Source organism: Streptomyces sp. NPDC044044, assembly GCF_056434405.1.
In genome coordinates, this window is sequence record NZ_JBWKFG010000006.1 from 97,318 (window position 1) to 114,839 (window position 17,522).

At 71.8% G+C, this 17,522-nt stretch carries 18 protein-coding genes and 1 pseudogene; 8 read left to right on the forward strand and 11 right to left on the reverse strand.

All coding sequences use genetic code 11. The features are described 5' to 3' along the window. Positions 1-12: 12 nt before the first annotated feature. The 5 genes from AC07AG_RS22945 to rpmG form a co-directional block, all read right to left on the reverse strand. Complete coding sequence (locus tag AC07AG_RS22945) at positions 13-246, reverse strand: DUF397 domain-containing protein (protein ID WP_249588634.1); 234 nt, start codon at positions 244-246, stop codon at positions 13-15. Positions 247-515: 269 nt separating this feature from the next. Next, a complete protein-coding gene (rpsR, locus tag AC07AG_RS22950) occupies positions 516-800 on the reverse strand; it encodes a 30S ribosomal protein S18 (RefSeq protein WP_478757211.1) in 285 nt (94 codons plus the stop codon). Continuing rightward, on the reverse strand, positions 801-1,961 hold the full coding sequence (locus AC07AG_RS22955; RefSeq protein WP_478757213.1) for a CobW family GTP-binding protein: 1,161 nt from the start codon (positions 1,959-1,961) through the stop codon (positions 801-803). Further along, the gene (locus tag AC07AG_RS22960) at positions 1,958-2,230 is read right to left on the reverse strand and encodes a type B 50S ribosomal protein L31 (protein WP_478757215.1); all 273 of its coding nucleotides are present in this window, start codon (positions 2,228-2,230) and stop codon (positions 1,958-1,960) included. Before AC07AG_RS22960 ends, AC07AG_RS22955 begins: the two co-directional genes overlap by 4 nt. Before the next feature lie 5 nt (positions 2,231-2,235). Beyond that, a complete protein-coding gene (rpmG, locus tag AC07AG_RS22965; protein ID WP_009719228.1) occupies positions 2,236-2,400 on the reverse strand; it encodes a 50S ribosomal protein L33 in 165 nt (54 codons plus the stop codon). An 82-nt stretch (positions 2,401-2,482) separates the two neighbouring features. On the opposite strand from rpmG, the gene rpmB reads away from it, so the two are divergent. From rpmB to AC07AG_RS22980, 3 genes are all read left to right on the forward strand, one after another. Continuing rightward, entirely contained in the window at positions 2,483-2,719 is a 237-nt protein-coding gene (gene rpmB, locus AC07AG_RS22970) for a 50S ribosomal protein L28 (protein WP_351171976.1), read from the forward strand. After that, positions 2,719-3,024, forward strand: coding sequence for a 30S ribosomal protein S14 (gene rpsN / locus AC07AG_RS22975; protein WP_478757217.1), 306 nt, complete (start codon positions 2,719-2,721; stop codon positions 3,022-3,024). Before rpmB ends, rpsN begins: the two co-directional genes overlap by 1 nt. Before the next feature lie 73 nt (positions 3,025-3,097). Continuing rightward, positions 3,098-3,607: a hypothetical protein gene (locus tag AC07AG_RS22980; RefSeq protein ID WP_478757219.1), complete on the forward strand. Its 510-nt coding sequence runs from the start codon at positions 3,098-3,100 to the stop codon at positions 3,605-3,607. Positions 3,608-3,647: 40 nt separating this feature from the next. Here AC07AG_RS22980 and AC07AG_RS22985 read toward each other — a convergent pair whose 3' ends face one another. The 5 genes from AC07AG_RS22985 to AC07AG_RS23005 form a co-directional block, all read right to left on the reverse strand. Next, positions 3,648-5,921, reverse strand: coding sequence for an FUSC family protein (locus AC07AG_RS22985; protein ID WP_478757221.1), 2,274 nt, complete (start codon positions 5,919-5,921; stop codon positions 3,648-3,650). Positions 5,922-6,338: 417 nt separating this feature from the next. After that, complete coding sequence (locus tag AC07AG_RS22990) at positions 6,339-7,586, reverse strand: ABC transporter permease (protein ID WP_478757905.1); 1,248 nt, start codon at positions 7,584-7,586, stop codon at positions 6,339-6,341. 26 nt (positions 7,587-7,612) lie between these two features. After that, a complete protein-coding gene (locus tag AC07AG_RS22995) occupies positions 7,613-8,302 on the reverse strand; it encodes an ABC transporter ATP-binding protein (RefSeq protein ID WP_478757223.1) in 690 nt (229 codons plus the stop codon). Further along, a complete protein-coding gene (locus tag AC07AG_RS23000; RefSeq protein WP_478757225.1) occupies positions 8,299-9,381 on the reverse strand; it encodes an efflux RND transporter periplasmic adaptor subunit in 1,083 nt (360 codons plus the stop codon). The genes AC07AG_RS22995 and AC07AG_RS23000 overlap by 4 nt, the downstream gene beginning before the upstream one ends. Beyond that, positions 9,382-10,011, reverse strand: a complete 630-nt coding sequence (locus tag AC07AG_RS23005; RefSeq protein WP_478757227.1) for a hypothetical protein — start codon at positions 10,009-10,011, stop codon at positions 9,382-9,384. It abuts the gene before it with no gap. 134 nt (positions 10,012-10,145) lie between these two features. On the opposite strand from AC07AG_RS23005, the gene AC07AG_RS23010 reads away from it, so the two are divergent. The 3 genes from AC07AG_RS23010 to AC07AG_RS23020 are packed head-to-tail and all read left to right on the forward strand — an operon-like array spanning position 10,146 to position 12,879. Next, positions 10,146-10,838, forward strand: a complete 693-nt coding sequence (locus AC07AG_RS23010) for a response regulator transcription factor (RefSeq protein ID WP_478757229.1) — start codon at positions 10,146-10,148, stop codon at positions 10,836-10,838. After that, positions 10,835-12,328 carry an ATP-binding protein gene (locus tag AC07AG_RS23015; protein WP_478757231.1) on the forward strand — a complete coding sequence of 498 codons (1,494 nt, stop codon included), beginning with the start codon at positions 10,835-10,837 and terminating at the stop codon, positions 12,326-12,328. Before AC07AG_RS23010 ends, AC07AG_RS23015 begins: the two co-directional genes overlap by 4 nt. Before the next feature lie 44 nt (positions 12,329-12,372). After that, positions 12,373-12,879 (forward strand): hypothetical protein, encoded by a 507-nt coding sequence (locus tag AC07AG_RS23020; protein WP_478757233.1) that lies wholly within the window; start codon positions 12,373-12,375, stop codon positions 12,877-12,879. Positions 12,880-12,901: 22 nt separating this feature from the next. Here AC07AG_RS23020 and AC07AG_RS23025 read toward each other — a convergent pair whose 3' ends face one another. Then, on the reverse strand, positions 12,902-14,089 hold the full coding sequence (locus AC07AG_RS23025; RefSeq protein WP_478757234.1) for a DUF2786 domain-containing protein: 1,188 nt from the start codon (positions 14,087-14,089) through the stop codon (positions 12,902-12,904). Between the two features lie 83 nt (positions 14,090-14,172). Between AC07AG_RS23025 and AC07AG_RS23030 the strand changes: the two are divergent. After that, positions 14,173-14,943 (forward strand): annotated as a pseudogene (locus AC07AG_RS23030) (ABC transporter ATP-binding protein); the annotation flags it as partial. Between the two features lie 245 nt (positions 14,944-15,188). Further along, entirely contained in the window at positions 15,189-17,369 is a 2,181-nt protein-coding gene (locus AC07AG_RS23035; RefSeq protein WP_478757236.1) for an ABC transporter permease, read from the forward strand. Positions 17,370-17,522 lie beyond the last annotated feature (153 nt).

Genomic DNA, 17,522 nt, shown 5'->3' on the forward strand with positions numbered 1-17,522 from the left:
GGGGCTGACCACCTATATGAGGTGGTCGAAGTCCCCGTCCTTCATCCCGAGCAGCATCGCCTCGATCTCGGCGCGCGTGTAGACGAGCGCCGGGCCGTCGGGGAACCGCGAGTTGCGTACGGCGACGTCGCCGCCCGGCAGTTTCGCGAACTCCACGCACGCGCCCTGCGAGTTGCTGTGCCTGCTCTTCTGCCAGACCACCCCGTGAAGCTCCGTGGCAGCCATGCCGTTAAACACGTGGTGCACAGTCGCTCCCCGGTGGTGCAGTGCCTGATGTGGCTCTAGATGCAGTGGTCAACTGTCCCGGATCATAGCTGTGTTCACATGCCGATGCATGGGCAGATGCACGTGCACGCGGGGTGTTCCCTTGGTTACAGCTCTGTCAGCACCTGCCCAAGGCCCCGCACGGCATGCGAACGCCGTGTACTAGGAAGAGACGCGTACCGCGCCCCAGGTGTTCCACGTTCCGCGTAATGGTCCGGTCCACGCCCGCACGACGAGAAGCAGGACGTGGGTCAGCGGGCCGAACCGTACGGCAGCAGGGCCATCTCCCGAGCGTTCTTGATCGCGCGGGACAGGAGCCGCTGCTGCTGTGCGGAGACCCGGGTGACCCGCCGGGAGCGGATCTTTCCCCGGTCCGAGATGAACTTGCGGAGCAGATCCGTGTCCTTGTAGTCGATGTACGTGATCTTCGCCTGGTCCAGGGGGTTGGGGCGGGGCTTCTGGACGCGGGCGGACGGCTTGTGGTCGGACGGCGTGCGGGCGGACGGCTTGTGGGCGGACGGATCGCGCGGGGACATTCAGACCTCCAGGAGGGTGTCGAAGGCAGGGGGCAGGTGTTTCCAGGCGTCGCGCCCTGCGGCGAACTCCTCGTCGGTCAACAGGCAGGACTCCAGGACCTCTTCGAGACCCTCGCGGTCCAGGCCCGGCGACGTGAACACCAGGTGCTGGCAGCAGTCGCCGTGCTCCGGATGCCAGTCGAGAGCGGCCGCGGCACGGCGCACCGGCGGCACCATCTCCCACGCGGCGTCCGGCAGCGAGGCCAGCCAGGGCCCCGCGCTCTCCACGCACAGCGCACCGCCCGCCGCGTCCCAGCCGAGCAGCGTGTCCGGGTGGTCGGCCAGCCAGAACCTGCCGCGGCTGCGGGCCGCCGCGCAGGTCAGGTCCTCCAGGGCCTGGTAGAGCCGCTCCGGATGGAAGGGCCTGTCCCGGTGCCATACGAAGGTGGCGACCCCCGCCTCGTCGGCGTCGGTCGGCAGCAGCGCGCAGGACGGATGCTGGGCCGCGGCCGCCGCATCGACGTCGAATCCGGCGAGCGCGGCACCCGCCAGGTCCCCATGACCGCTGATCGGGACCTGACGGGCGGTCGGGTGGAGCTGGGCGAGCAGCGCGCGGTCCTCGTCGTCGGCGTCGGCGGAGTCCGCGACGGCGAGCACGGGTGCGTACTCGAGCTGGCGGGCCCAGGTGTCGGCGACCGTGCGCTGATCCGTGGTGGCCGCGGCGAGCCCGGCCTCCATGAGGTCGTCGCCGTTGCCGAGGTAGGGCAGGAGCAGGGCCGGGTCGACGGCCGTGATCACGCCGCTCAGCCGCAGCCCCTCGTGCGCGTGCGCCGTGATCACCTCGGCCATCGCCTTGGGCTCGACGGAGTCCCACAGCTCGACGACCGCGAGCCGCGTGAGACCGGCGTCCGCGAGCCGTTCGAGCTCGGGCACCAGGTCCTCACGCAGGGCGCAGCACGCACAGTCGTTGACCAGCGGCGCCTCACCGGTGGAGAGCACTCCGTTGGCGTCGCGCACCGTACGTACGACTGTGCCGTGCACGGCCGTCGCCAGGTCGTGGTGGAGCGCCACGCTCCCCGGGACGGCGGTGAGGAGCCGCTCGACGGCCTGCTTGCGGGCGTCGGAGTGCAGGCCGCCGACGATGGCGATGTCCATGGGCAGGGGGCGGGGGCGGGGGCTCATCGCGCTCGTCGCGCGCTGTAGCGGCGCTCGAAGCGTTCCACGCGGCCCGCGGTGTCCAGGACCTTGGCCGTCCCTGTGTAGAAGGGGTGGCTCGCGGAGGAGACCTCGACGTCGATGACGGGGTAGGTGCGACCGTCCTCCCACTCGACCGTCTTCTCGCTGGTCGCGGTGGAGCGGGTGAGGAAGGCGAAGCCGGCGGACTTGTCGCGGAAGACGACGGGGCCGTACGGCGGGTGGATGCTGCGGATGTTGTGGGTGTCCTTGCGCATGGCGGTCAGCGCTCCTCTCGGAAATCGACGTGACGCCCGACGACCGGGTCGTACTTGCGCAGCGTCATGCGGTCGGGGTCGTTACGGCGGTTCTTGCGGGTCACGTACGTGTAGCCGGTGCCGGCCGTCGACCGGAGCTTGATGATCGGGCGGAGTTCGTTGCGGGCCATGGCGCTAGTATATGAAAATGAATCCCGTTTTCAAAACGGTTCCGCAGGGGTTCCCTTCCCCATGACCGAGAGGTGCGTCACCTTGTCCGCCCACTGCCAGCTGACCGGCGCCACGCCGGGCTTCGGCAACCAGATCTCCCACTCGCACCGGCGCACGTCACGCCGGTTCGACATCAACGTCCAGCGCAAGCGCTACTGGCTCCCGAGCGAGGGCCGGTACGTACGGCTGCGGCTCAGCGCCAAGGGCATCAAGACCGTCGACGCCATCGGCGTCGAGGCCGCCGTCGCCAGGATCCGTGCCCGTGGGGTGAGGGTCTGATGGCCAAGAAGAGCAAGATTGCGAAGAACGAGAAGCGGCGCGAAATCGTCGCGCGGTACGCCGCGCGGCGGGCCGAGCTGAAGGAAATCGTCCGCCGCCCCGGCACGGGCGAGGCCGAACGGCGCGCCGCCCGGGAGGAGTTGGCGCGACAGCCACGGGACGCGAGCGCGACGCGCGTACGCAACCGGGACAGTGTCGACGGCCGCCCGCGCGGATACGTGGGGAAGTTCGGCCTCTCCAGGGTGAAACTCCGTGACCAAGCGCACGCCGGATTCCTGCCTGGGGTGCGCAAGTCGTCCTGGTAGCTTGGCGCGCGATTCACTGACTTGATTCGACCGTCGTGTAGTTCGACTGTCACGTAGGGGGATTTCAGTGCGGATGCACGTCCGGAACGTACGTATCGGTGCCGCGGCGGCGGGTCTTGTCGCCGCCCTTGTCCTGACCGGTTGCAGCAGTGACGGCGGCGACGGTGAGGACACGGGCAAGGGCAAGGAGAAGGACAAGGGATCGAGCTCGGGCTCGGACTCGGGCTCGGGCTCGGCGGGTTCCTCCGGCGGGTCCGATGCGCCGGACGAGGGCGGCAAGGACGGCAGCTCCGAGGGCAGCTGGGTCGCCACCGCCGACGGGAATCCGCTCGCGCTGGTCATCGCCGGGAAGCAGGCCACCCTGCTCGGGGAGAACGTCCTGTGCAGTGGGACCGCCGCCGGCGACGCGATCAAGCTCAAGTGCGCCAAGGGCGACTCGAACCGGACCGAGGGCACGGTCGAGTCGGTCAACGGCACGTCGATGACGGTCTCTTGGCAGGGCGCGGGGCAGGACCAGTTCACGAGGACCAAGGGCGGGAAGCTGCCTGAGGGGCTGCCTACGGCGGGGATTCCTGAGTCCTGAGTCCTGAGTCCTCAGCTCTGAGACGTGTTGTCATGTGTGGCTAGCGGGCCGTGGGACCTTGTTCGGGGTTCCGCGGCCCGCTGTCTTTCTGGTCTCTCTGCTCTTTCTCGTCTCTCTGCTCTTTCTGGCCTTCCTGGTCTTCCTGGTCTTTCTGGTTTGTTTGTGTGGCTGTTTCCGTGCCGTCCACCAGCATGGGCGGCGGCGCCGTGTCCAGGGCGTCCGACAGTTCCTCGAGGGTCGCGAGGAGGAGGCTCGCTCCTCTGCGTACGACCCGGTCGGGCACTCCCTCGCCGTCCCACTCGTCGAGGGCCTTGCGCACGGCCTCCCACTTCGGGACACGGCGTTCGCGTACGGCCTTCGCGCCCTCCTCCGTCGACTTGCGCAGGGCCTGGGCCAGGCGGTCTGCCGCGGGGACGGGGGTCGCGTCGCGGTCCGGGAGGTGGGCCTCCATCAGCATGGCCACGCGGCCGAGTTGGGCGAGGGTCTCCTCGGCGTCGGCGGCCGCGGCGCGGGAGAGACCGCGGTGGCGCACCGGTTCGTTCTTGGCGCGGTCCGCGGCTTCCTGCCAGGCGATGCGGGCGTCGCGGGCGGCGAGGAGCGCCTCGCGGACGTCCGGGCAGGAGCTGCCCGTGGGGTCGGCGTAGCGGCTGACGACGGCCGCGGCGTAGCGGCCGTCCGCGATCAGCCAGTCGGCGAGGCGGTTGCGCAGGCGCGGGGTCTCCCAGGCCGGGTACACGGCGTACGCGATCATCGCGAGGACGCCGCCGAGGAGCGTGAGGACGACGCGTTCCGGCACCGTCTGCGTCCACTGCTCGCCTCCCATGCCGAGCAGGAACACGACGTACGCGGCGACGCAGGCCTGGGCTGCGACCTGGCCCGTGCGCATGAGCAGGTACATCATTCCGGCGCAGAGCACGGCGAGTGCCGCGGAGAGCTCGGTGTCGGGGTGCGCCAGTTGCACCAGGCCCGTGGCCAGGGCGACGCCGACGAGGGTGCCGCCGAAGCGGGCCACCGCGCGGGAGTACGTCTGTGAGAAGTCCGGGCGCATCACCATCACGGAGGCCATGGGGGCCCAGTAGCCGTGGCCGAGGGGGAGCCAGGTGCCCAGGAGGTAGCCGGCGGCAGCCACCGCGGTGACGCGGATCGCGTGGCGGGTGATGGGGGATTCGTGGCGGCGGCGGAGTTCGGTTCTTATGGCGCGGAGGGCTGCGGGGAGTAGGGCGGGGAAGGTGGGGCGGAGGAGGGGGGTTGGGGTTTTGGGGGCGGGCGTTGCGGGGGTTGGGGAGGTGGCTCCGTTGGAGCCGGGGGTGGTGGGGGGTGCCTTGTCTGGGGGTCTGCCTGCTGTTTCGACCACGTCGCGGAGCAGTGCCGCCAGGCGCTTCGCCGCTCTTTGGGCCGGGCCCGTGAGGATGGCTCCGGTGTCCGGGGTCCGGAGCGTGGCCACGGCCGCGGGTGGGATCTTGACCGGTTCGCCCTGGCGGATCGCCCTGGCCGCCGCGTCCAGGATGGCTCCCGCAGCGGCCAGGATCTCGCGTACGCGGTCGCGTTCTGGGCCCTCTTCGGGGACGCCGACCGCCGGGTCGGCGAGGGATGCGAGTACCGGGCGGATGCGTTCCGCGAGGCCGCGGGCGCCGTGGAGTTCGGCCGGGCGGGTGCGGGCCTGGCGCGGGGTGACGGTCGCCGCGTCGCGGGCCGCCATCAGGGGTTCGGGGTCGAAGTCGGCGTGGGGGTCGTGCCGGAGGCGGCGGGCGTAGTCGGCCTCGGCCGCGAGGGCGTCGGCGAGGGCGTCCCGGTGGGCGCCCCATCTGCGTACGGGGAACAGGACCACGAGCGCGGCCTGGACGGCGCCGCCCACCACCATCATCGCGGCGTGGCCGGCCGCGGCGGCGAGGGAGCCGGGGAGGGTGACCGTGACCAGCATGATCGCGACGTTGGAGGAGGCGATGATGCCGATGGTCGGGCCCGCGGCCCAGCTCAGGCCCGAGAGGAAGGTCCAGAGGGAGAGGAGGGCGAGGAAGAGGAGGGTGTGGGAGCCGGTGAGGTAGCCGAGGAAGGTGGAGATGGCGAGGCTCGTGCCGGAGGCCAGGGCCAGTTCCGGGCGGGGGCGCCAGCTGCGTTGGAAGGTGGCGATGGCTGCCTGGAAGGCGCCGAAGGCGGAGCTTGCGGCTACGGCTGGGCCGAAGAGGGTGAGGCTGACGCCGATGATGATCGCGAGGCCTGCGGCGCCGCGGAGGGCGATGAGGGGTTCGAGGCGCTTCCGCTCGACGGTCAACCCCGAGCGGGTGGTCTCCTTCAGCGCTCGAAGCCAGGTCACTCTGTGATGATACGGGGCATATCGGGCTTATCTGCGGTGGGGGGGTGCCGGTTACGGCGCAGGCCGTCTGTGGGGCGGGGCCGCGCCGGTATGTCCGTACTCGCTATCGTCCGGTGGCCGCGTTGCTGCTCCGTCGAGGGAGTCCGGCGAACCGTGCTCCGTGCGGACATACCGGCACGTCCCCTCACGAGCGCTGCCGTCTGCGAGTGCGTAGGGCTTGGCGCCGTGGGGTTACGGGCGGGTGGGCGGGAAACGCAAGTTCGCCAGGGGCCGGATGCGGAGTGACGGGCGGGTGGGCGGGAAAGGCCTGTTCGGCAAGGGGCGGATGCGGGGTAAACGGGCGGGCGGGTGGGAGAGGCCCGTTCGACCAGAGGCGGATGCAGGGCGGGAGAGGCCCCGCCAGCCCCGCAGGGGACCTCACGGCGCGGTCAAGGCCGCCGTCGGGTGAAGACGGGAGGCCCGAGCCGCCGGATACAGCCCCGCAGCCACACCGATCAGCAGCGTCGCCCCGAAGCCCCCCAGCAGGGACCAGGGCGGGACCACCGCGGTCCAGCCCTGAACCAGCGCGAAGCCGTACGTCGCCACCGCCCCCAGCACCGCACCCCCCGCACCCCCCAGGGCGGAAAGCAGCAGCGACTCCGTGAGGAACTGCAGGCGGATCGCCCCCCGCGTCGCACCGATCGCCCGCCGCAGGCCGATCTCCTGGCGCCGTTCCAGGACGGAGATCACCATCGTGTTGGCCACCCCGACCCCACCCACCAGCAGCGCCACCGCCCCCAGGCCCAGCATCAGCGTCGTGAGGCCCTCGTCCGTGGCCGCCTTCGCGGCCAGCGCGTCCGAGGGGCGCGAGACCTTCACCGAACCCTCGTTGCCGGGACTCACCGTGCGGGCGAGCACCTCCCGTACGTCCGCCACCGACTCGTCCGTCGAGCGTTCGAAGACCGTGGTCGGGTGGCCGTCGAAGGGGAAGTACTTCTGCGCCGCCGGGAAGCCGACCAGCGCCACCCGGTCCAGGTTCGGGACCAGCTCTATCGGCTCGAGGATGCCCACGACCACGACGTGCTCGTCGTCCATCATGATCTTCTCGCCCGGCGACGTGATGCCGAGGCGTTCCGCCGCCACCGAGCCCAGCACCGTGACCGGAAGCCTTTCGTTCGCCTTGTTCAGCCAGATCCCCTTGTCCACCTGGGCGCTGAGCGCCGACAAGAGGTCCGGGCGGGCCGCCTGGGCGGTGACGCCCGCCGACCGCTCCTGCGGGACCACGTCGCTGCGGCGGATCCTCGCGTCCACGTTCGCCGTCGCCGTGGCGTGCTCGACGGGGCCGACGCGCTCCACCATCGCCACCGCCGTCCTGGGCAGCTTGATCTCCTGGCCGAGCGCGTCCTCGCCCGCCTCGGCGGTGAGGAGATTCGTGCCCAGACGGTCCAGGCGTGCCATCAGGTCAGCCCGGCTCGACTCCGACAGGCCCACCACCGCGACCATCGTCGCGATGCCGATCGCGATCCCGAGCGACGAGAGGACGACCCGCGCCCTGCGCGCCCGCAGGCCCACGGCACCCACCCGCAGGACGTCCGGGAGGGAGAGCCGTGAGGGCCGTAGCGCGGGGCTTCCGTGCTGCCGATCGGTCCTCTTGTGGTGCTTGTTCTTGTGGTGTTGCTTGTTCATCTTGCGTTGCTTGTTCTTCTTCGTCGTCATCCTTCTGCCTCCCCCGTGGACGAATCCGCCACCACCTCTCCGTCCCTGAAACCGACCCGCCTCGGCAGGGAATCCGCCGTCTCCCTGTCGTGCGTGATCACGCACACCGTGGTGCCCGCATCGTTCAGCTCCCGCAGCAGCGCCATCACGACCCCGCCCGACGCCGTGTCCAGCGCCCCGGTCGGTTCATCCGCGAGCAGGACGTCCGGTTCGCCCACCAAGGCGCGGGCGATCGCCACGCGTTGCTTCTCGCCGCCCGACAGTTCGCTGGGTCGGTGGCGCAGGCGGTGCGACAGCCCGACCCGTTCGAGCGCCGAGCGTGCGCGCGCCCTGCGGGCCTTCAGAGGGACACCCGCGTACAGCAGGCCGTCCGCGACGTTGTCCACCGCGTCCCTGCCCGGCGCCAGATGGAAGTGCTGGAAGACGAAGCCGATGTGGCGGGCACGGAGAGCGGAGAGCTGCGCGTCCGACAGGGCGCCGACGTCGTGGCCCGCGACGCGGACCGTCCCGGACGTCGGCTTGTCCAGGGTGCCGATCAGGTTGAGCAGCGTCGACTTGCCCGAGCCCGACGGCCCCACGATCGCGACGAGTTCCCCCGCACGCACCGTGAGGTTCACTCCGCGCAGTGCGTGCACTCCCCCGGCGTAGGACTTGGTCGCGTTCCTCAGCTCGATGACGCCCTTCATCGGGCCGCCGTCCCGACCTTCCGGCCCTCCTTGATCTCCGGGCCGCTCACCTCGATCCTGCCGTCCGCCGTCATGCCCGTCTCCACTCGCACCATGCGTGACGTGCCACCGGACACGAGCTGGAGGCCGTAGCCGCCGTTCGCGCCGCGCAGCGCCACCACCGCCTCCACCGGAACCGTGAGGACGCCCTCGCGGCTCTCGCTCACGAACTTCACGCTCGCCGTCGCCTTGGTGTCCTCGCCCGACGCCGCCGATCTGCCGCCGTCCAGGGTCACTTCGACGGTGATCCCCTCCTGCTGGTCCTCGGCCGCGTCCCCTTCGGGACGCACGGTGCCCGACACCCTGCCCGGCTCCGATCTCCCGCTGGGCAGGGTGACTTCGACCTTCGTGCCCTTGGCGGTGAGCGAGGCGTCGGACTCGTCCAGCTGCGCCCGTACGACCGGCTTCGTCGAGGCGACGGTGAGCACCGGGCCGTCGGGGCCCACCTGGTCCGCCGGTGCGGCCGTGGCGGCGACGACCTTGACCCGGTCGGGCTGGAACACCACATCTCCCTTGCCTACCTTGCCTGTTGGCGTGCGGTTCAGGGACTTCTGCCAGCGCTTGACCGCCGCCTCGGTGGCCTTGTCGAAGCGCGGGTCGACGTAGAGGCCGCTGCCGTAGCCGAGCGCGGTGAGATTGCGTTCCAGCTGGAGTACGTCCGAGCCCCTCGCGCCGGTCCGCATCTCGCGGAAGGCGGGGACCGGGCCGTAGAGGAGGGTCACGGGTTTGTCGTCCAGTTCGTAGAGAGGCAGGCCGCGGGTGACGGTCGCGCCCTCCCGTGCCGCGACCGTCACCGTGCCCTCGACCGCCGCCTTCACCTCGCGCCGCCCCGCGAAGTCGATCTTCCCGTCGACCGTCTTGGACTGGACGAGGTCGGTCCGGGTGATGGTCGTGATGGCTGGCGGCCGGGACCCGGTGTCGCCGGATTCGCCGGTGCCGTTCCCCGCCTTCGCACCGTCGACCGCGATGGCCAGTGCCGTCGCCGCGACCGCCGTCGCCGCGATCGCCGCGCCCGCCATGATCCGCGTACGCCGCTTCATCTACTGCATCCCGTCCAGGCCCTCGAGCAGCTTGTCCTTGCAGGCCTGACGGGCTTCCTTGTACGCGGGTGACTTCCGGTCGATCGACGGGGACATCGGGTTCGGCTCGCCGCCGGGCTGCACGTTGCCGCCGGACATCGTGGGGTTGGTGAACTTCGATACGCCGTTCTCGCGCATGCACGTGGCGTGCGCCAGCATCGACTCGTAGTCCTTCTGGACGTCGCGCTCCGGCTCCAGCTTCATCGCCTCGGACATCTCGGGGCCGCAGACGCCGTTCTTGCCGCCCTTCTGCTCCTCGCCGGTGCCGTTCGGATCGGTGATCTCGTCGATCTTCGGCCAGTCGAGGTAGCCGCTCAGCTTGGGATCGGGGAAGTCCTTGACCTCGCCCTTGGTCCGCATGCACCGGACGTACTTCATCTGGGCGTCGTAGAAGGCGCCCTTGCCCTCCGGCTGTTTCGCGGCCCCGGACCCGGAGTCGGAGTCGGCGATCCCGGAGGACGGGGCCGATGCCACCTCGTCGCTCGTCCGCGCTCCCTCGCCTCCCCCGCACGCGGCCGAGAAGGCGAGGAGCGGGACGGCCGCGGCGGCGACAGCGACGGAGCGCAGTCGGGTCTTGGTCTGGATGCTCATGCGAGCCACTTTCGAAGCGCCATGTGGTGGCCGCTCCATGGCCGCATGATGAGAACGTAACAATGCGCCGCTGCCCTGAACCGGCCCCCCGTACCGGCCCTGAACTGGGCAAACCGTCACTCATAATCGACGGCATGCCTCATGTGCTGCTGATCGAGGACGACGCGTCCGTGCGGGACGGGATGGAGCTGGTGCTGCGCCGGCACGGGTACGCCGTCGACACCGCCGCCACGGGCGAGGCCGCCCTCGCCCTCCTCGCCGGACCCACGGGCGCGGGCGTCGAGCTCGCCGTGCTCGACCTGATGCTGCCCGGCATGGACGGCTTCGAGGTCTGCCGACGCCTGCGGGCCGCCGGGTCCGCGCTGCCCGTCATCATGCTGACCGCGCGCGGCGACGACGGCGACATCGTGCGAGGACTGGAGGCGGGCGCCGACGACTATGTGGTCAAGCCCGTCACCGCGCCCGTCCTCGAGGCCCGGATCCGGGCGGCGCTGCGGCGTGCCGAGCCGCTGTCGCCCGGGGCGCGCGCGGACACGTACGCGGGTCTCGTCATCGACCGGTCCGGGCTCACCGTCACCAAGCGCGGCACGGCCATCGCACTGCCGCCGACCGAGCTGCGGGTGCTGCTCGAACTGTCGGGGTCGCCGGGTCAGGTATTCAGCCGCGAGCAGCTCCTCCAGTCGGTGTGGGACCACACCTTCCTCGGTGACTCACGGCTCGTGGACGCGGCCGTCGGGCGGCTGCGCGCGAAGATCGAGGACGTGCCTGCCAAGCCCCGGTACGTCCAGACCGTGCGGGGATTCGGCTACCGCTTCGGGCCGATATGACACCCCTGACGACTCTCGGTACGGCGCACGGGACGAAACGGCGCACGAAGCCGCGGGCGTGGGTGCTCGGCGGGCTGCGCACCCGCCTCGTCGTCGCCTTCGTCCTCATCGCGCTGATCAGCGCCGTCACCGCCACCGCGCTCGCCTACCGCGAGTCCCGCACCGCCGTGCTCAAGCGCGCCCAGGACGCGGCGCAGACCGACTTCCGCGACCGGGTCGGGCAGTTCGCCGCCGATCTCGGCGTACCGCCGGACGAGGTGTCGCTCAACCGGTTCGCGGCGCGGGTCGCCGAAGGGCTCGACGAGACCGTCGTCTTCGCCCAGTACCGCGACCTGAAGGCGTCGTCGGACGCGTCGGCCGACCGGAGCCGGGTCACTCCCGCGCTGCGGGCCGCCGTACGCGAACGGGAGCGCATGAGCTTCCAGCGCGTCGAGCGGCACGGCGAGCCGTACCTGGTGATCGGCACGCCCGTCACCTTCGAGGGCGGGCCGCCGTCCGGGCTCGACGCCTTCGCGGTCACCTCCCTGCGGCCCGAACAGGACGACACGGCGGCGATACTCGACGCGGTGCGCGGCGGCATCGTGCCCGTGCTGCTCCTCGCCGCCGCCCTCGCGCTGCTCGCGGCGCGCACCGTGCTCCGTCCCGTGCGGGAGCTGGGGCGCACCACGCGCCGGCACGCGGCGGGCGACCTGACCTCGCGGGTCAAGGTGCAGGGGAGGGACGAACTCGCCTATCTGGCAAGGGACTTCAACGTGACGGCGGACGCCCTGGAGGCCTCCGTCGCCGAACTGCGCGAACAGGAGGCGCGGGCCCGGCGGTTCGTCGCCGACGTCTCGCACGAGCTGCGTACGCCGCTGGCCGCGATGACGATGGTCGCCACCGTCCTGGACGAGGACGCCGGACAGCTCCCGCCGGACGTGGCACACGCCGCCCGCACGGTCAGCGCGGAGACGGCGAAGCTGTCGCGGCTCGTCGACGACCTGATGGAGATGTCCCGCTTCGACTCGGGCGCGGCCCGGCTCGACCTGGCCGAGGCGGATCTGGCGGAGACCGTGCGCGGGACGCTCGCGCTGCGGGGGTGGGAGGGACGCGTGCGGACCCGGCTCCCGGAGGGAGTACGGGCGCAGGTCGACCGGCGGCGCGTCGACGTCGCCGTCGCCAACCTGGTCGGGAACGCGCTGCGGCACGGGGCGCCACCGGTGACGGTGACGCTCGCCGCCGACGCCAACTGGGTGACCGTGGAGGTCGCGGACTCGGGGCCGGGGCTGCCGGACGAGGCTTTGGGGCGGGTCTTCGACCGGTTCTACAAGGCCGACTCGGCGCGTACGCGCTCTTCGGGCGACGACGGGGGCAGCGGCCTCGGCACCGCGATCGCGCTGGAGAACGCGCGGCTGCACGGGGGCACGATCGAGGCCGCCAACGCGGAGCCGTGCGGGGCCGTCTTCACGCTGCGGCTACCACTGCGGCGCGCTGCGGGAGATGAACGATGAGGAGAACGGTGAGGGGAACGGTGAGACGATCGATGAGGCGATCGATGAGGCGTCCGCGTACGGCAGTCGGCGCTCTGCTCGGGACCCTGCTGCTCGGCGGCTGCGGGGTGCGGCCCACCGGCGTCATCGACGCGGGCGAGGCCGCGAGCGGGCTCACCAAGGGGCTTCGGCTGTACTACGTCTCCGAGGCGGGGCGCCTTGAGGGAGTGTCGCGGCCCGACGTCGAGATCCGCGAACTCGCCTCCGTCATCAAGCTGTTGATGGCTCCCACGGAAGCGGAACGGCAGACCGGCCTCACCACTCTGGTCATGTTCGAGTCGTACGAGGTGACCGGCGGCGGCGACCGGGTCACCGTGCGGGTACCCGGGGTCGTGATCACGGAGTCCTCGGTCCAGGACCGGAACCTGACCGGGCAGCTGGTGTGCAGCCTGGCGCGGGCGAGTGCGGTGCTCGACAAGAGCGGGCGGACGAGACCCGACGACGTGCAGGTGACGGTGCGTCCGGGGAAGGGACGGCTCGGGCCCTACGTGTGCTCGGACTTCCTCAAGTGACGTCTCATCGCGTGAAAAATCCTCACGGGATGCGGCGTCGGCCGGGGGCCACGTGCGCCTCGTCCGCCGCCGCCGTTCCGTGGGTCCAGCCCTCCAGGTCCGTCGCACCCCGCACCCGGGTGGTGGTGGTCTCCGGGAACATGCGCTCGGTGTGGGACGTGACGGCCACGTCCCGTGCGGCCAGGACGGGCAGCAGCTCGCCCGCGTCCGGCGACTCCACGGTGACGTCCTGCGCCGCCGAGGCGAGGCGCGCGCCCAGGCGGTTCGCGTACGCCAGCAGGAACGCCTGACGGAACGTCTTCGTACGCTTCCGGCCGCCCGCCCGCTGCCCCGCCTCCGCCTTCGTCATCGCCGCCGTCCCCTGCACGAGGAGGGACGTGTGGAGGAGTTCGACCACGTCCAGGTCGGGCTCGAAGCCGACGACGGTCGAGAATCCGTACGCCTCGTTCCACACCGCGCGGCAGCGGTTCGCGGTGGCCACCGCGTCCAGGAGGATCGCCTTCGCCGTCTCGTACGGGGCGTCCACGCCGATGCGGCAGGCGCCGGGAGTGTCCTTGGCGTGGGTGCGGGACGCGAGCAGGGCCTCGTCGATGGTGTGCCTGGCCATCAGCTCCTGCGCCTTGGCGGTGAGCGCCTCCGCCTCCTCGGGGAACCCGGTGGCCTCGGCCTTCGCCAGGAGGGCGCGGATGCGGCTGAGGATGCGGGGCTCCTCGTGGCCGGGGGGCGGGGGCGCGTGGAGCGGGGTGCCGGGGGCGGGGCCCACCGGCTCGATCGCGGGGAGGCGCAGGAGGAGGCGGTACAGGGCGAGGGTGGTGGTGGCCTGGGAGAAGCGGTCGGACCTGGGGCCGCCAGCGTGGGGGGCGAGCTCGGTCAGCTGCGCCTGCCAGCGGGGCGGGAGCGTGTCGCCGTACCGCCTGGTCTCCGTGGTGATCAGCTCGGCGGCCAGCTGTGTCTGGTGGGTACGGTCGGTGCCGTGGGCGGCGTCGTCCTGGGCGCGGCCGACCATACGCAGCACGTCCGCCGGCTGCCAGCCCCGCTCCCACGCGCGGCGCACCAGCTCCTCGCCCCTGCGCCACAGCTCCGCGTCGGCCTCGGGGGCGGCCGCCAGGAGGGACGCGCCGGTGTCGAGGCCCTCGACACCGTCCGCGTACAGCGCTGCCGCGAACGCCTTGTCGATCACCTCGGCCACACCGGTCCCCTGATCACCCATACGTCAAGGGTATGGCTGGCCATACCCTCAGGACGCCCCCCAGTGGTCGTGCCCGGCGGGCCCCCGGGCGGTTGGGTTGAGGCATGACCTCAACTGCCGTACGGCTCACCGCTGTCCGCCGCCTCTATCGTGATGCGGGCCGTAGTACGAACCGTGATGTGAGCCGTGGTGTGAGCCGTGGCGTGAGCCGTGGTGTGACCGCCCTCGACGGCGTCGATCTCGCGATACGCGCCGGGACCTTCACCGCGATCATGGGCCCTTCCGGCTCCGGCAAGTCGACGCTGCTGCAGTGCGCGGCCGGGCTCGACCGGCCGACCTCCGGGACGGTGGAGGTGGGCGGTACGGAGCTGACGGGGCTGAGCGAGCGGCGGCTGACCCTGCTGCGCAGGGATCGCATCGGCTTCGTCTTCCAGTCCTTCAACCTCCTGCCGTCACTGACCGCAGCCCAGAACGTCGCCCTCCCGCTGCGGCTCGCGGGGCGTCGGCCCTCGCGTACGGAGGTGACGGACGCCCTGGCCCGGGTGGGCCTCGGCGACCGCGCACGGCACCGGCCGGGAGAGCTGTCGGGTGGACAGCAGCAGCGGGTCGCGCTGGCGCGTGCGCTTGTCATGCGGCCCGCCGTGCTGTTCGGCGACGAGCCGACCGGCGCGCTCGACACGAAGACCAGCCGTGAAGTGCTCGCGCTGCTGCGGGAGTTGGTCGACGGGGAAGGACAGACCACCGTGATGGTGACGCATGACCCCGTGGCGGCGGCGTACGCGGACCGGGTGGTGTTCCTGGTGGACGGGCGGGTGGCCGATGAGGTGTTTGCGCCGGATGCGGGGGAGGTGGCTCGGCGGATGGCGGGGCTTGAGGTGGAGGGCTCGGGCGCGGGGCTTGAGGTGGAGGGCTCGGGCGCGGGGCTTGAGGTGGAGGGCTTGGGCGCGGGGCTTGAGGTGGAGGGCTTGGGCGCGGGGCTTGAGGTGGAGGGCTCGGGGGCGGGGCTTGAGGTGGAGGGCTCGGGGGCGGGGCGCCTTGGGGCGGGTTGCGGTCGTGAGGCAGGTTGCGGTCGTGAGGCGGCGGGGCGTTTCGGGGCGGGTTGCGGAGAGGTGGTTGCTCGATGATTCTTCTCGCTTCCCTTCGTACGCGCTGGGCCGGCCTGCTCGGCGCCTTCGTCGCCGTCGCGCTCGGCGTGGCGCTCACTGCCGCGATGGGGCTGGGGCTCGCATCGACGTTCAGTGCGCCGGAGCGGGAGCCCGTGCGGTTCGCCGGGTCTCCTGTGGTCGTTATGGGGCAGAACACCCTGACTGTCCCGGTAAAGCGAGGCCCGGACGTCGGGTTCGTGTCGAAGCCGCTCGCTCATCCACACCCTGTGGATATCGAACTTCTGCGCGACCTTCGACGCCTCGGCCCGGTTCAGATGGACGGGGCCGGAGCCGCCCAGCGGGATGCGGTGGGCGTGGATGCTCCCGCCGAGAAGGTGCGGGAGGTCGTCGAGGACGGCGGAACCGGGGCTCGCGTCCTGACCGGGGGTGAACGGCGGCTCGCCGATCCGGAGCCGGGGCGCGATGCGGAGGCACTGGTGGCGGTGAACTCCTTCTTGGGGACGGCGGGCGGGGTGTCAGCCTTTGTCTCGGTTTTCGTCACGGCGTCCACCTTCGCCTTTGTCGTGGCGCTGCGGCGGCGGGAGTTCGGGCTGCTGCGGATGGCCGGAGCGACGCCAGGGCAGGTGCGCAGGCTGCTGCTCGCCGAGGCACTCGCGGTGGGGGTCGTGGCCTCCGGGGTGGGGTGCGTGCTGGGGGCGTGGGGCGCGCCGGTGCTTGCCGGGGCCTTGATGGACGCGGAGATCGCTCCGGAGTGGTTCGGAATCGGCGGGGCGGTCTGGCCGTACCATCTCGCCTTCTGGGTCGGGGTGTCGGTGGCCTTCGCCGGGGCGTGGACCGCATCGCGGCGGGCGGGGCGCGTGGGTCCCGTCGAGGCGCTGCGGGACGCGTCCGTCGACACCGGGGTCATGCCGTGGAGTCGGCGGATCGTGGGGGGCGCGCTGCTGGCGGCGGGGGTGGGGATGCTGGGCTGGACCCTGTGGACGGACCCTTCGGCGCTGATGAAGCGGAAGACGTACACGACCCAGCCGATGATCCTGATCACCGCACTCGCCGCGCTCACTCCTCTTCTCGTACGTCCCGTCCTGCGCGCCGTCCGCCTGCCCGGCGCGGTCGGGCTCCTGGTCCGCGAGAACTCAGCCGCGTCCGTGCGGCGCACGGCGGCTGTCGCGGCGCCGGTCCTGGTGACGGTGGCTCTCGCGGGCTCGCTGCTCGGCTCGGCGGAGACGGCGGGAGGGGCGAGGGCGGAGGAGGCGAGGGAGCGGACGGGGGCCGAACTGGTCGTGACAGGGGCCGACTTGAGACCCCTGGAGGGGGGAGGGAAGGTCGACGGGGTGAAGGTGTCCGCGTCGTCGGCGAGCACGGCCGTGTTCGTACGGGAGGAAGGCACGGCGCTGATCCGCTCGGACGCGCGGGCCGTGAGTGATCCGGCGGCGTTCGCCGCGGTGTCGCGGCTGCCGGTGGTGGCGGGGGACGTACGCGATCTCGACGACCGGTCGATCGTCGTGAACGAGGAGTGGGAGCGGCGGCGGGTGGGTGAGCGGGTCGATGTCTGGCTCGGGGACGGCAGGCCTGCGCGGCTGCGGATCGTGGCGGTGCTTGCGCGGGGGACCGGGGACGGCGGGGCGTACGTGACCTCGGCCAATGCGGGGGCAGGGGCAGAGGAAGGGGCAGGGGCGCGGATCGACCGTATTGACGTGGGGCTGCGGGCCGGGGCGGACCGGGATGAGGTGGCGGCGGCGCTGCGGGAGCGGGGCGAGGGGGCGTCGGTGCCGACTCAGGTGCGGTCGGCGGAGGAATGGCTGGCGGACACGCATCCGGCGACGAAGCCGCAGACGCGGTTGGGGCTGCTGATGCTGCTGGGTATCGCTCTGGTCTACACGGTCATCTCGCTGGCGGGAACGCTGCTGATGGCGACGTCGGTACGGGGCCCCGAGCTGCGGTCGCTGCGGATGGCGGGGGCGACGTGGGGGCAGGTACGGATGGTGATCGCCGGGGAGTCGCTGCTTGCGGTGGCGGTGGGCACGGTACTGGGCCTGGCGGTCACATTGCTCAACCTGGGCGCACTGAGCGCGGGCCTTGCACGGCTGGCGGCGCCGGCGGGGGTGGTGGTTCCGTGGGGGATGGTGGGGGTGACTGCGGGGGTCTGTGCGGTGGTTGGTGCGGGGGTGGGGGTGCTGGGGGTACGGAGACGCTGAGCGCTGCGGGGCAATCGGGCGGGTGGGCCTGTTCGGCGCGGGCGAGGCTGCGGGGCAATCGGGCGAGTGGGTGGGGAGGCCTGTTCGGTGCAGGCGAGACTGCGGGGTGACGGGCGGGTGGGTGGGAGAGGTCCTTGCGGGGCCCCTCAGCGG